The 13856-nt window shown below is 65.2% G+C and carries 6 protein-coding genes and 7 pseudogenes; 11 read left to right on the top strand and 2 right to left on the bottom strand.

The features are described 5' to 3' along the window. Positions 1-1572, bottom strand: a complete 1572-nt coding sequence (istA, locus tag KXD97_RS07725; protein WP_260756153.1) for an IS21 family transposase — start codon at positions 1570-1572, stop codon at positions 1-3. Positions 1573-1943: 371 nt separating this feature from the next. On the opposite strand from istA (KXD97_RS07725), the gene istA (KXD97_RS07720) reads away from it, so the two are divergent. The 9 genes and pseudogenes from istA (KXD97_RS07720) to KXD97_RS07680 all read left to right on the top strand — a co-directional run. Beyond that, entirely contained in the window at positions 1944-3203 is a 1260-nt protein-coding gene (gene istA / locus KXD97_RS07720; RefSeq protein ID WP_260756152.1) for an IS21 family transposase, read from the top strand. Beyond that, positions 3200-3676, top strand: a pseudogene (locus KXD97_RS07715) (ATP-binding protein); the annotation flags it as partial. The gene istA (KXD97_RS07720) and the pseudogene KXD97_RS07715, both read left to right, overlap by 4 nt. 130 nt (positions 3677-3806) lie before the next feature. Continuing rightward, positions 3807-5167, top strand: a pseudogene (locus KXD97_RS07710) (transposase). After that, a pseudogene (locus KXD97_RS07705) lies at positions 5164-5622 on the top strand (ATP-binding protein); the annotation flags it as partial. The pseudogenes KXD97_RS07710 and KXD97_RS07705, both read left to right, overlap by 4 nt. 13 nt (positions 5623-5635) lie before the next feature. Next, positions 5636-6624, top strand: a pseudogene (locus KXD97_RS07700) (IS3 family transposase); the annotation flags it as partial. Between the two features lie 122 nt (positions 6625-6746). After that, the gene (locus tag KXD97_RS07695) at positions 6747-8096 is read left to right on the top strand and encodes an IS30 family transposase (protein ID WP_234713714.1); all 1350 of its coding nucleotides are present in this window, start codon (positions 6747-6749) and stop codon (positions 8094-8096) included. Positions 8097-8100: 4 nt separating this feature from the next. Continuing rightward, positions 8101-8403, top strand: a pseudogene (locus tag KXD97_RS07690) (integrase core domain-containing protein); the annotation flags it as partial. A 35-nt stretch (positions 8404-8438) separates the two neighbouring features. Further along, positions 8439-8876, top strand: a pseudogene (locus KXD97_RS07685) (ATP-binding protein); the annotation flags it as partial. 62 nt (positions 8877-8938) lie between these two features. Beyond that, positions 8939-9280, top strand: a pseudogene (locus tag KXD97_RS07680) (ATP-binding protein); the annotation flags it as partial. Between the two features lie 37 nt (positions 9281-9317). On the opposite strand, the gene KXD97_RS07675 reads toward KXD97_RS07680, so the two are convergent. Continuing rightward, entirely contained in the window at positions 9318-10571 is a 1254-nt protein-coding gene (locus KXD97_RS07675) for an SEC-C domain-containing protein (protein WP_260756151.1), read from the bottom strand. 625 nt (positions 10572-11196) lie between these two features. Here KXD97_RS07675 and KXD97_RS07670 point away from each other — a divergent pair. Together KXD97_RS07670 and KXD97_RS07665 are read left to right on the top strand one after the other, a co-directional pair. Further along, positions 11197-11772 carry a DUF6431 domain-containing protein gene (locus KXD97_RS07670; RefSeq protein ID WP_260751629.1) on the top strand — a complete coding sequence of 192 codons (576 nt, stop codon included), beginning with the start codon at positions 11197-11199 and terminating at the stop codon, positions 11770-11772. A gap of 499 nt (positions 11773-12271) precedes the next feature. Next, a complete protein-coding gene (locus KXD97_RS07665; RefSeq protein ID WP_260752049.1) occupies positions 12272-13663 on the top strand; it encodes an IS1380 family transposase in 1392 nt (463 codons plus the stop codon). Positions 13664-13856: the final 193 nt, after the last annotated feature.

Below are 13856 nucleotides of genomic sequence, written 5' to 3'. Positions count from 1 at the left end.
TCAGCAGGTCTCCTCGGAGTCGGCATTGGCGATGACGGTCAATGATGTTGAGGTGGTGCCGAATTCGGATGGATCGCGCGAGAACCGGGTAGCGGTTTGGCCGACGGCCAGCGGCAGTGCCGGGATCGTGTTCTCGGTGGCGCGCTCGAGCATCGAGGCGATCTTGTTGACCGAGACGACGTCGAGATCCAGTGCCACCGAACATGCCTGCTCGACACGCTGCGCGCCGTAACGGCGCACCAGGCCCTGGAGTCGGTAGACGGTGCGCATCCGCGTCCACGGCAGCGGATCGTCGAGGATGCGTTCGGCGTAGATCCCGACGTTCGGGCCATAGGCGGCGCAGGTGGCGATCAGCGTCGTTAAGTCCCGCAGCGCGTAACCGACTTTGTGTTCGGGTAGATCAGCGCGGTCGGTACTGCGGCCTCCCGCAGGCTGACGAGGATGGACTTTGACCAGCACACCGCGGTGATAGAACTTCACCAGCTCACCGTCAGCACGCACGTCGAGGGTGTGCCCGATCCACTGCTCAGGAAGCGAGTAGAGGGCTTTGGCGACCTCGGCGTGGAAGTCGCGGTGCACCTTGACCGCTTTGAACACCGGCACGTCGTAGGCCCCCGGCACCGCCAGCAGCAGCGGTTGCTCCTCGGTGGTGAACACCTCCACCGGCCGTGCGCAGGTGGTGCCGTGGATGCGGGTCCCGGCAGTACGAAGACACCACACGGTGACAGCCTGCTGCGCCTGCTCAATACTGGCGAATGTTTCACCGTCCCAGAAGTTTCGGCGCACGTACTGCACCGCACGCTCCACTCGCGGTTTGTCCTTTGGGGAGCGCACCCGAGCCGGGTCGGTGAGGAACCCGACATGACCGGCGTAGTCGAGCCACCCCTGGGTGAATCGGGGATTGACCGCATCAGCGGCGGCGATCACCGGCTTGAGGTTGTCCGGGATCAGCACCGCGAACACCCCTCCGAAGAACTCCCACGCCGCCTGACATCCGGCGATCACCGCCACCAGGGTCTGCGAGTAGGTCAGCCACACGAACATGTGCCGGGAGTAGACGGCGGTGAAGATCAGCGCGTGCACCTTGCGGCGCCGCCCACCATCGGCGTCGGTGAGCATCCCGAGGTAGCCGAAATCGATCTGGCATTCCACCCCGGGATCCCCGTCGGCGACCCGCACCGTGGTGTCCTTGCGGCCGAAACCGCAACGCTCACCGGCGAATCGGTTCAACGTGCGATACGGCACCACGCACCCCTGACGGGCCAGCAGGGTCTCGATCTTGGTGATCGTCAACGGACGCTGCTCACCCTCGCCGGCCACCCACGCGGTGATCTGGTCCTCGAACCCCAGCAGCTGTTCCCACGCTGCGCCGTGGCCATCCGGGCGTACCGGGCGCACCGCGTCGGCGACAGCCCCGATCAACCCGTCATCGACGGCCTCAACGCCGTCGCTGCGGTGCAGACCAGCCGCTTGCGCAGCCTCGACGTAGCGGCGCACAGTTTTGCGGTCCACGCCGCAATGCGCGGCGATCGTGCGGTAGCCCGGTGCCGGTAGCCCGGCGACCCCAGCCACACCCGCAGCACTTCCCTGATCTCGTTCACACTGACCTCCCGAAAAGCCATGCCCGCCGCCTCCGTGACTTCGACCGTCACGGCGATCAAACGAACAGATGAAGGGACCACCGACGCGACGCGCCGGTGGTCCCATAACTGGCAATCCAGGTGGTCCCATCACCCTGGCAAAATCAGCTCACACTGGTCCCATCCTCCTGGCAGACGACACGAGGTTGCGTCTAGCTGATGAGCCAACGCCGTCAATACGTCAGCTTGTTCGCCAGGAGTCCGTGCTGTATGTCGGCGTCGCCTGAAAACTAACCCCGTGTCGGCGGGTGAATTTTGACCCCTTCGTCTGAGTCTCGGCTTACGAGCCGAGAGGAGAAGGGAGTGTTGTCAGTGGAGGATTGGGCTGAGATCCGCCGGTTGCATAAGACCGAGGGGTTGCCGATCAAGTTGATTGCCAGGACGTTGGGGATCTCGCGCAACACGGTGCGGGCGGCGGTGGCCTCCGACGGGCCGCCGAAGTACGTGCGCAGGCCGGCGGGGTCAGCGGTGGATGCGTTCGAGGACGCGATCCGGGCGCAGCTAGCAGCGGTGCCGACGATGCCGGCCACGGTGATCGCCGAGCGGGTCGGCTGGACGCGGGGCATCACGGTGTTCAAGGAACGGGTCCGGGAGCTGCGCCCGGCGTATCTGCCCCCGGACCCTGCCGGGCGCACGTCCTATGACGCCGGGGATATCGCGCAGTGCGACCTGTGGTTCCCACCCACGACGCTTCCGGTCGGCTATGGGCAGACCCGGACCGCGTTGCAGTTGCCGGTGCTGACGATGGTGCTGGGGTACTCGCGGTGGCTCTCGGCGATCCTGATCCCGTCGCGGCGGGCCGAGGACCTGTTCGCCGGCTGGTGGAACCTGATCGCCGCGCTGGGTGCGGTGCCCCGCACCCTGGTCTGGGACGGCGAGGGCGCGGTCGGGCGGTGGCGAGCCGGAAGGACCGAACTAACCCGGGACTGCCAGGCATTCCGCGGGGTCCTGGGCACCAAGGTCATCGTGCTCAAGGGCGGAGAGCCCGAGCACAAGGGCATCGTCGAGCGCAGCCACGACTACTTGGAGAGGTCGTTTCTGCCGGGTCGCAGTTTCACCGGGCCCGGGGACTTCAACTATCAGCTGCAGAAGTGGCTGAATGTGGTCAACACCCGTCGGCGTCGCGTGTTGGGGTGTGCGCCGACCGATCGGATCGGAGCAGACCTGGCGGCCATGCTCACGTTGCCGCCGGTGGCTCCGGAGGTGGGCTGGCGCAACTCGACCCGGTTGGCCCGCGATCACTACATCCGGCTGGACTCCAACGACTACTCGGTGCACCCCGCGGTGATCGGGCGGCGCATCGAGGTGATCGCCGACCTGGACCGGGTGGTCGTGTTCTGTGACGGCAAGACCGTCGCCGAGCACGAACGGGTGTGGGCGTGGCATCAGACGATCACCGACCCCGAGCACCGTGAGGCAGCGAACCAGTTGCAGCACAACAGGGTCAGTGCCTTGCGCCCAAACCGGGAACACGATGACCCGTTGTGTGTCGAGCAGCGGTCGCTGACTGACTACGACACCGCCCTGGGTATCGACCTCGGTGACGGCGGGTTCGCCTCATGACCGCCAAGACCACCCGGGCCGCGACATCGACCAACCGGGATCTGACCGCCGAGATCGCCTACCTGACCCGCGCCTTGAAGGCACCCACGATGCGCGAAGCGGTGTCACGGCTGGCCGAGCGGGCCCGAACCGAATCGTGGACCCATGAGGAATTCCTGGTGGCCTGTCTGCAGCGCGAAGTCTCCGCCCGGGAGTCCCATGGCGGGGAGGGCCGCATCCGGGCCGCGCGATTTCCGTCACGAAAGTCTCTCGAGGAGTTCGACTTCGACCATGCCCGTGGCCTCAAACGGGACCTGATCGCCCATCTGGGCACCCTGGACTTCGTCGCCGCCAAGGACAACGTCGTGTTCCTCGGCCCACCGGGCACCGGCAAGACCCATCTGGCGATCGGGATCGCGATCCGGGCCTGCCAGGCCGGCCACCGAACCTTATTCGCCACCGCCTCGGAATGGGTGGCCCGCCTGGTGACGGCGCTCACTGAAATTCCCCACTGACGCTCATCGAAATTCCCCACCCGTGTGGCTCCGCCGAGAAGGGCGGGCCTCCTTCGATGCTGCTGGTGTCTAACGCCTGCAGCACTGTCCGAAGGAGGCCCGCTTTCTCATGCTCACATGGGAGGACGATGTGGAAGTACATGCCCTACGCAAGCGTGGTTGGTCGATCTCGGCGATCGCCCGCCACACCGGTTTCGACCGTAAGACGGTCCGCAAGTATCTGGCCGGTGGCGGCACCCCCGGGGTGCGAGCCCGCCCCGACCCGGATCCGTTTGATCCGTTCATCGACTATGTGGTCGCGCGGCTGACCGAGGACCCGCACCTGTGGGCGCGCACCCTATTCGACGAGCTCGAGGACCTGGGGTTTCCGCTGTCGTATCAGAGCTTGACCCGCAACATCCGCGCCCGGGATCTACGTCCAGTCTGTGAAGCCTGCCGCACGGCCACCGATCGCCCGAACGCGGTGATCCCGCACGCCCCGGGTGATGAAACCCAATGGGACTGGCTGGAATTGCCCAATCCGCCGGCATCGTGGGGCTGGGGCAAGACCGCACATCTGTTGGTCGGGTCGCTGGCGCATTCCGGTAAGTGGCGCGGCTTCCTGGCGGCGAGCGAGGATCAGCCGCACCTGGTCGCCGGGCTGGACCGCGTGGCCCGTGATCTCGGTGGCTTGACCGGGTGTGGCGGTTCGACCGGATGGCCACGGTCTGTGATCCCGGCAGCGGCCGGGTGACCGCCTCGTTCGCTGGGGTGGCCAAGCACTACGGGGTCTCGGTGGCGATCTGCCCGGCCCGGCGCGGCAACCGCAAGGGCGTGGTGGAGAAGGTCAACCACACTGCGGCGCAGCGCTGGTGGCGCACCCTGGCCGACGAAGCCACCGTCGAGATGGCTCAAGCCAGCCTGGACCGCTTCGCGCGGGTCCGTGGTGACACCCGGCTGCGGGCCACTGCCGACGGGCGGTCCTCGGTCGCCGTAATCGCCAAGGCCGAGCCCCTGCACCCGGTGCCGGCGCAGGCGTATCCGGTGATCGTCTCCGAGGCTCGCACGGCCTCGCGCCAAGCGCTGGTGTCCTACCGCGGCAACCGCTACTCGGTGCCACCAGAGCTCGCCGCCGCCCAGGTGGTGGTGTCGCATCCGGTCGGGGGTGAGTTCTGCGACATCGCCACCACCGGCGGGATCGTGATCGCGCGGCACCGGATGGCCGCTGACGGGCTCGGGGTGATGGTCCGCGACAGCGGTCATGTCATCGCCCTGGACGCCGCGGCCATGGCGACCGCGGCCACCGGGCGTCCACACCGCCGCAAGGAACGCATCCCACCCGGCCTGGCCGCCAAAGCCGCTGCCGCACAACTACTTCGGCTCGCATCTGACGATCCCGAGATATCCGAGACAACAACGCCGTCAACCGATTCCACCGTCATCGACCTGTCTGCCTACGAGCGGGCCGCCCAACGAAGGACCATCCAATGACCCCCACCCCACGCACCAAGAAGACCACCACGACCACCGATGAGACGCCGTCGGCATCGGCCAGCAGATACCAACAACTGCGCTCCCATCTGGCCGCGCTCAAACTGCACGCCTGCGCCGAAGCCCTGCCCGCGGTACTCGACGAAGCCAGCTCCGAGGGACTGTCGCTGACCGTGGCACTCGAACGGCTGCTCGCCGTCGAAGTCGAGGCCAGCACCGCCCGCCGACTGGCCGGCCGGCTGCGGTTCGCCTGCATCCCCACCCCGGCCACCCTGGCCGACTTCGATGTCGACGCCGCCGCGGGCATCGACCGCAAGCTCATCGACGAACTGGGCACCTGCCGCTATCTGGAATCAGCGACCAACATCCTGCTCATCGGCCCACCGGGCACCGGAAAGACGCACCTGTCGGTCGGATTGACCCGTCCCGGCGTTTCCGGAGACTTCCGATCTTGGGAGGATCTGGGTTATGGGACGTGTCAGCAAGTACCCCGAGGAGCTTCGTGAGCGTGCGGTGCGCATGGTCGCCGAAGTCCGCCCGCAGTACCCGTCGCAGTGGGCGGCGATCACCGCGGTCGCGGGCATGTTGGGAATCGGCACCCCGGAGACGTTGCGGACCTGGATACGGCGTTCGGAGGTCGATACCGGCCAGCGGCCGGGGGTGACGACTCAGATCGCCGAGGAGAACAAGGCGCTGCGCAGGGAGATCGCCGAGCTGCGTCGGGCCAATGAGATCTTGAAGGCAGCGGCGATTTTCTTCGGGGCCGAGCTCGACCGGCCCGGGAGACGGTGATTCGGTTCATCGCCGAACACAAGGACCAGCAGGTGGCCGGCCCCGACGGCGGGGCCGGACTGCGCTGGGGTGTCGAGCCCATGTGCGCCGTGCTCTCCGAGCACGGCATGCCGATCAGCCCGTCGACGTTCTACGAGTGGATCGCCAAGACACCGACACGGCGCCAGGTCCGCGACGCCGAGTTGGTCGAGATCATCACCGCGGCAAGGGAAGACCGCAAGACCGGGAAGTTCGTGCAGACGTTGGGATCGCGCAAACTCTGGATCTGGTTGCGTGGTCGAGATCACGATGCGGCGCGCTGCACCGTGGAGCGGGTGATGCGTGAAAACGGTTGGGAGGGTGCGCGTTACGGATCTAAGCACCGTACGACCGTCGCCGACGACACCCACGTCCGATACCCCGACCTCGTCGACCGCCGGTTCTACGCGGCTGCACCGAATCGGTTGTGGGTAGCCGACTTCACCTACGTCTCGACCTGGATGGGGTTCGTCTACGTCGCGTTCGTCATCGACGCCTACAGCCGTCGGATCCTCGGGTGGCGGGCCGCCCGGACGATGACCACCGACCTGGTCCTCGACGCCGTCGAGCACGCCTTCTTCACCCGCGCACAGGACGGAACCACCAGCCTGCACGGGCTGATCGCCCACAGCGACGCGGGCAGCCAGGGCGGATTCAACTGGTCGTCGCAACACCTTGATCACGGAGGTGTGGTGTGGCCAAGCGTAAGGACGCGGAATCGGTTGGTAGGCGACGGCAGTGGGCGGCTGACCGTGCGTTGCGGCCTGCGATGCGCTCACCAGGGCGCCCGGACCCGTCGCGGTCGGTGCAGCGTCAGTTTTGGCGGCTGATCGCCCAGGGTGTCTCCACCGACGACGCAGCCGCAGAGGTCGGCGTGTCGACACCGGTGGCGACCAGGTGGTTCCACCACGCTGGCGGCATGACGCCGATCAGTCTGGATGAGCCCACGGGCCGGTATCTGTCGTTCGCCGAGCGGGAGGAGATCGCACTGCTACGCGCCCAGGGCGCCGGGGTGCGTGAGATCGCCCGCGAGATCAAGCGTGACCCCTCGACAGTTTCGCGGGAACTGCGGCGCAACGCAGCCACCCGCAGCGGCACGCAGGTGTACCGCGCAGGGGTGGCGCAGTGGAAGGCCCAGCAAGCAGCAAAGCGCCCGAAACCCGCGAAACTGGCAGTCAACCCGCAGCTGCGTGAGTACGTGCAGCAGCGGCTCGATGGCAGTGTCCGCGGACCCGACGGCACCGCCGTCGCAGGTCCGCAGACCAAGGCCTGGAACGGCCGCAACAAGCCGCACCGACAAGACCGACGGTGGTCGACAGCATGGAGCCCGGAACAGATTGCCCACCGCTTACCGCTGGATTTCCCCGATGATGAGTCCATGCGCATCAGCCATGAGGCGATCTATCAGTCCTTGTTCATCGAGGGGCGTGGGGCGCTCAAACGGGAATTGGTCGCGTGCCTGCGGACCGGTCGTGCGCTGCGGGTCCCGCGGGCCAGGACACAGAACAAACCGCAGGGACATGTCACCGCGGACGTCGTGATCAGCAAACGCCCTGCCGAAGCCGCCGATCGCGCAGTTCCTGGGCATTGGGAGGGTGATTTGATCATCGGTGCGGGCCGGTCGGCGATTGCCACCGTGGTGGAACGCAAGAGCCGCTCGGTGATGCTGGTTCACCTTCCCCGCCTCGAGGGGTGGGGTCTGGCGCCGCCGGTGAAGAACGGGCCGGCGCTCAGCGGCTACGGCGCCGAGGCGATGAACGCTGCCCTGATCGCCTCACTGGCACAGCTACCCAAGCAGCTGCGTCAGACGTTGACATGGGACCGCGGCAAAGAGTTGGCCGCGCACGCCCAGTTCACCTTCGACACCGGAACGAAGGTGTTTTTCGCCGACCCGCACTCGCCATGGCAGCGGCCTACTAACGAGAACACCAATGGCGTTCTGCGTCAGTACTTTCCGAAAGGCACCGACTTATCTCGATGGTCGGCTCAAGACCTCGAAGCGGTCGCACTGACGCTCAACAACCGACCCCGAAAGGTCCTCGGCTGGAAGACTCCCGCCGAAGTCTTTGCCCAACAGCTACACTCACTCCAACAACCCGGTGTTGCAACGACCGATTGAACCCGCCCAGTACACCTCGGTGGCCTTCACCCAGCGGCTCATCGACGAAGGCGTCGATCCCTCGGTCGGCTCGGTCGGCGACGCGCTGGACAACGCCTTGGCCGAGACCACCGTCGGGTCCTTCAAGAACGAGGTCATCCGGCGCCAAGGCCCCTGGCGTGACGTCAACCAGGTCGAGTTGGCGACCGCCGAGTGGGTGATGTGGTTCAACACCGAACGCCCGCACGAGTACCTCGACGACTTCACCCCCGAGGCCGTCGAGAAGCTCCACTACGATCACAGACGCATCCCACCGAAGGCGGGATGAATCAACGAATGCAGTCTCCGGACTCGCCGGGACGGGTCAGATTGGCACGCGCTGCAGCACATGCTGGCTACCGGACCTACTTCACCACCGCCGCCGACCTGGCCGCTCGGTGCCACCGCGCCGCCATCGAAGGCCGATGGGCCACCACCATGCGGTTCTACGCCGGCCCCACCCTGCTGGTCATCGACGAGCTCGGGTATCTGCCACTACCGGCGGAGGCCGCCTCAGCACTGTTTCAGGTTGTCTCCCAACGATATTTGAAGACCAGCATCGTCATCACCACCAACCGAGGCGTCGGCGCCTGGGGCGACATCCTCGGCGACACCACCGTGGCCGCCGCCATGCTCGACCGCCTGCTCCACCGCTCAGTGGTCATCAACCTCGACGGCCAGTCCTACCGACTCCGAGACCACCACGACGCCGCCGAAACCATCCGCCGAACCACCACCGGCACCCGCCAACCACTACACTGACCGCTGCTCACAGGTGGGGAATTTCAACGAGCACACCTGGGGACTTTCGATGAGCGCCGTCACTGGCGGAGGCTCATCACGCCGGGCGGCTGCAACAAGAACTCGTCCGGCTCGGGCGCTACCCGCTGCTCGTTATCGATGAGGTCGGCTACATCCCGTTCGAACCCGAAGCGGCCAACCTGTTCTTCCAGCTGGTCTCCAGCCGCTACGAACGTGCCTCCCTGATCGTCACCTCCAACAAACCCTTCGGCCGCTGGGGCGAAGTCTTCGGCGACGACGTCGTTGCTGCAGCCATGATCGACCGCCTGGTCCACCACGCCGAAGTCATCGCCCTCAAGGGCGACTCCTACCGCATCAAAGACCGCGACCTCGGGAGAGTCCCGGGATCGACAACCGAAGAATGAACACCAAGGGGGTCAATTTTCAACCGACGAAAAGGGGTCAATTTTCGGCCGCCGTTGACACTGTAACTAGCGAGGCTCTTAAGAGTCGCCGCAGGTCGTCAACGGCTTGCTCGTTCTGAATTATTTTGACGAGGTCGGGGGCGGAAAGATTCGGGAGGTGGGGGATGTCGGCCCACATTGCGGCCTGAGCAGCTGTGTTGCCGCTACTGCGCCCTCGACGGTCGAGGAGCCGTGCTTCGAACATCGACGCTGACACGTAGTCGGAGCCGTAGACGTCTGCCGTGACGAGTCGCTTGGCCGTTCGCTGCACGTAGAAGCTGATTGCGGAGTCTGACACCTGCTTGATCCACGGGTTGTAATCGTGTGCTGGGTCATAGGATTGGAGCATGCGGGATGTGAATCGCCCGTCGCCCGCGCTCAGGGAGTCAGGGTCGATATGGCTGTAGAGCCAAAACTTGTCGGCGTACATCGACAGATCGTCTTTAGCTCGCACAAATAGGGCTTCTCGTGCAGTCGGGCCTTCGAGAATGAGCTGGTCCCTAACCCAGGAGACGAGCGCGGCATCTTCTAAGTCGTGGTTGGTGAGCTTGATAGATGCCGCACCGCTCAGAGCAATCGCTGGTCCGATAGGCACCGGGATCACCAGTCCTGCACTGAGGAGTTTGCTCAGTTTCAGCTCGTTTTCTGCTGCCCTCCTTAGGGATCTGTTTTGTGGACCTCCCAAAAGCACCTCGAAGACGCGATCTGGCATCACCACGTGGTCTGCCAAGAGCAGGGTGCGGCCGAGGAACTTCGCTGGATCGAGCTCTTGATTCCAGAGCATCGACGGTTTCGGAGCTTTCTGAGCGAGAGCGCTTACCGTCCGGATTGATTGCGCTGCCAGAAGGAGAATCCCATGCTTGACCTCGTCGCTCAGCTCCGAATCATCGGTACTGAGTGATGTCAGTCTGCTTAGGACTTCGATTCGAAGTCGCCCGAGATCGGGGGGAGACAACACTTGACCAGCAGATGCGGCAACCTCAATGAGGTGCGAGTCCCAATTTGTGTATTTGACAGCTCTGGCAGCCAGCTCAGTCTCGACGATCCTGAAGGGGGCTCCGCCCTCCGGGACAGTGATCGCATCGCCGGCCATATTCACGGTCGGGCTCAAGAAAACGCTGCCCTCCAAGTCGGGCGGCAGCGGTGCGCCCGGCTGCGAGCCGGGGCGGTGATTGCCATGACAGCGCTTGTATTTCACACCCGATCCACACCAGCACATCTCATTGCGACCCAGCGGCGCCAGCGGATCCACGATTGTCACCCTTTCTTATTGGTCATTTGACCCACCGTCTGCCTCAACCTCAACGTCAGGCGCAAAATTCTGGGGGTTGTTCCATAACCTGCGCATCGACTCCAGCTCGTAGTCGTCCAACGGTCTTTCGCCGAAGTGCGCGAATAGGGTTGTATCCCAAGGTCGTACCTTGTCATGGCGTGGAGTCAGCATCACTGCGACCGTTGTCGCATCGCTTCGTCGGTCGGGTTCTAGGTGCGTGATCCATTCGTGGTGGCGCAGCATGCCCCATAGTTTGAACGCGTACCTATGCCGGTCGGTGAAGTGATTGCAGACTGCGTATGCCAGATGAAGGTTGTTGACCGTCCCTCTGTGTGACGACCACGGCGGGGGTGATCGTCATTGAAGTTGTCGAAATCCCGGGTCGGGGACGGCGGTCGTCTGCATCATCAGCGTGCCCACGAACGGACCCCGCGCTGGTCTGCTCGCGCAGAGTCCATTTCGGCTCCGGCGCGATGCCGAATCCCGAGATCGTCACAATCGGTGACGGCGGACGCGTCGATTCTGCGGTCGCCCAACACGAACTGACCCCTATCCCGGTTCCCGGGTGATAGGTAAGGCTGGTGGATCATGGACTGGCTCTGCGGTGATCGTCGCGCGCACCGGCGAACTGGCCGAGAAACTGCTCGCCGCCGGCGAACTCCGCTGCCCGCGGTGCCGCGACGGCCAGCTGACTTCTTGGGGCTACGGCAGGCGGCGCTCCGTGCGCGATCACGACGGGACCACGATCACGGTGCGCCCCCGCCGCACGCGATGCCGGTCCTGCTCGTCAACGCATATCGTGATGCCCGCCGCTCTGCAGCCACGCCATGCCGACACCACCGCAGTGATTGGAACAGCATTGCTGCACAAAGCAAATGGACTCGGACACCGGCGTATCGCGGCGACCATGGGGCGGCCGGTGTCCACCGTGCGCCGCTGGCTTCGCCGACTACCGCCAGAGCACCTGGACCGTCTCGCACGCGACGGGACCGAGCAGCTGCTCGCCCTGGACCCCGACACGTTCACCGCGCTGCGCTACCGAGGGAACATGTTGCACCACGCGCTGTCGCTGTTGTCGGCAGCGGCCTACTGGGACCGCCGCCGCTACGCCCTCGGTGAGCCGCCGTGGACCCTGATCGGGATGTACACCCGCGGCCGCCTTCTGGCGCCACCCGGCTGACCCTCCGACGTCCCCGCGCTGCCGCCGGGGGCGTCATCACCATGCCTGCCGACAGTCGTCACCATGACGACCACCGCGTCGCCGCGACGATTACCCCGTCACAATGCAGACCGACCCCCGAAATCACGTCTGCATCCACAGTGACGCCATCGTCTGCATCCTGAGCGACGGCCAACAAAGGTCGGTCTCGCCGAGTAGATAGCGTCGAAAATCCCAACGGGTGGTGCCGATGTCGACCCGGGGTGCTTTGCTCATGTTGGTCAACAGCAGTCGGCCAACAACGGCGCGCTCGGCTACGTAAAGCTTGTCCTGAGTTGGGTCACTTTGGTCAGTTTTGTAGGGTGGCGGTGTCTTGAGCTGGGGTGATGTCTCCGCTTAGCCTGGATACACCGATTAGGTGGCGGCCTGGAGTGGGTTGAAACAGCGAAATGCCCTGTCGTGGTGGGAGAATGAGATTTGTTCAGGATCCAATTCAGCCACTACGAAGGGCATCTCGTAGATGCAACTATCTCACACTCGGCCCGTCGCGGCGGCCCGCTTCGATGATCCGAACCTGGTGTCGTGCGCCGGACTGGTCCCGATCACCGCGTTGGCGCAAGAATGCGGTCTGGCCGCGTTGGCTGATGAGCACCTCACGGTGCCCACGGACAAGGGCTCCAACGCGGGGGCGAAGGTGAGCGCGCTGGTCGCGGGGATGGTCGCTGGCGCGGACAGCATCGACGATATGCGCCTGCTGCGCCACGGCGCGATGCGCACGGTGTTCGACCGTCCGTATGCACCCTCGACGCTGGGCTCGTTCCTGCGGGAATTCAGCTTCGGCCACGTCCGCCAACTCGACGCCATCGCGGCGCGGGTGCTGGCGAGCCTGCACGAACGCACCCCGGTGCTGGCCGGCATCGACGGCCCCGTGCTGGTCGATCTCGACGACACCATCATCGAAGTCCACGGCTACAGCAAGCAAGGATCCGGTTACGGCTACTCCGGAGTCCGGGGTCTCAACGCCCTGCTGGCCACGGTCACCACCGGTCAGTGTGCTCCGGTGATCGCCGCCCAACGCCTGCGCAAAGGCTCGTGTGGCTCCCCACGCGGAGCTGCCCGCATGATCAGCGACACCCTGTCCACTGTGACACGGCTGCGCTCACCCGAGGCCACCAGCAAGCCGCTGGTCCGCGCCGATTCGGCGTTCTACGGTCACCGCAGCGTGGGCGCGGCGCTGCGCGGTGGCGCCGAGGTGTCGATCACCGTGCCCCTGGACTCGAAAGTCAAGGCTGCGATCGCGGCCATCAACGATGATGCGTGGACCTCGATCGAGTACACCGACGCCGTCTACGACGAAAACACCGGCCAATGGATCTCCCGGGCCGAGGTCGCCGAGATCGGATTCACCGCGTTCAGCTCCAAGAAAACCCACCAGCAGGTCCCGGGCCGCTTGGTGGTACGCCGCATCCCCGACCTGAACCCCACCAGCGATGGACAGGCCACCCTGTTCGACACCTGGCGGTTTCACGCCTTCTTTACGACCACCGATCTGGACACCGTCACCGCCGACAAGACTCACCGCGGCCACGCGATCATCGAACAGGTCCACGCCGACCTGAAAGCCTCCGCGCTGGCCCATCTACCGTCAGGCCGGTTCTCGGCCAATAGTGCATGGTTGGTGCTGGCGGTCATCGCGTTCAACCTCACCCGCGCCGCGGCCACCCTCACCGGCCCCACGCTGGCCAAGGCCCGCACCGCCACCATCCGCCGCACGCTGATCACCGTGCCCGCACGCATCGCCTCCTCGGCACGACGGCTGACGTTGCACCTGCCGCGCAACTGGCCCTGGGAACACGCATGGAACTTGCTGTTCGGCAACCTCTTCGGCCGATATCAGCCGCTCACGGCCTAATCAGACCACTCCCTACCGGCCTTCGACGCGAAACACCAACAGGAACAACCCGATACCGAGATCGGGCGATCAGCCACGCCCACTGGGACCTATACATCAGCTCAAAGCCTCACAACCAGATTCAACCCCACACCAACCGCCGATCGGTGTATCCAGGCTTAGTGCCCGTGCTAGGCACTAATTTGGGTCAGTA

Origin of the sequence: Mycobacterium sp. SMC-8, from assembly GCF_025263565.1 — a bacterium.
Classification (GTDB): Bacteria; Actinomycetota; Actinomycetes; order Mycobacteriales; family Mycobacteriaceae; genus Mycobacterium.
The sequence above is the reverse complement of the archived record's forward strand: the minus strand, read 5'-3'. Positions and strand labels throughout refer to the sequence as shown.

Bases quoted from the DNA above. Each gene is read 5' to 3' on its own strand.
- KXD97_RS07665 (WP_260752049.1), top strand. From the start codon at position 12,272: ATGCAACTATCTCACACTCGGCCCGTCGCGGCGGCCCGCTTCGATGAT.
- KXD97_RS07695 (WP_234713714.1), top strand. From the start codon at position 6,747: ATGCGCTCACCAGGGCGCCCGGACCCGTCGCGGTCGGTGCAGCGTCAG.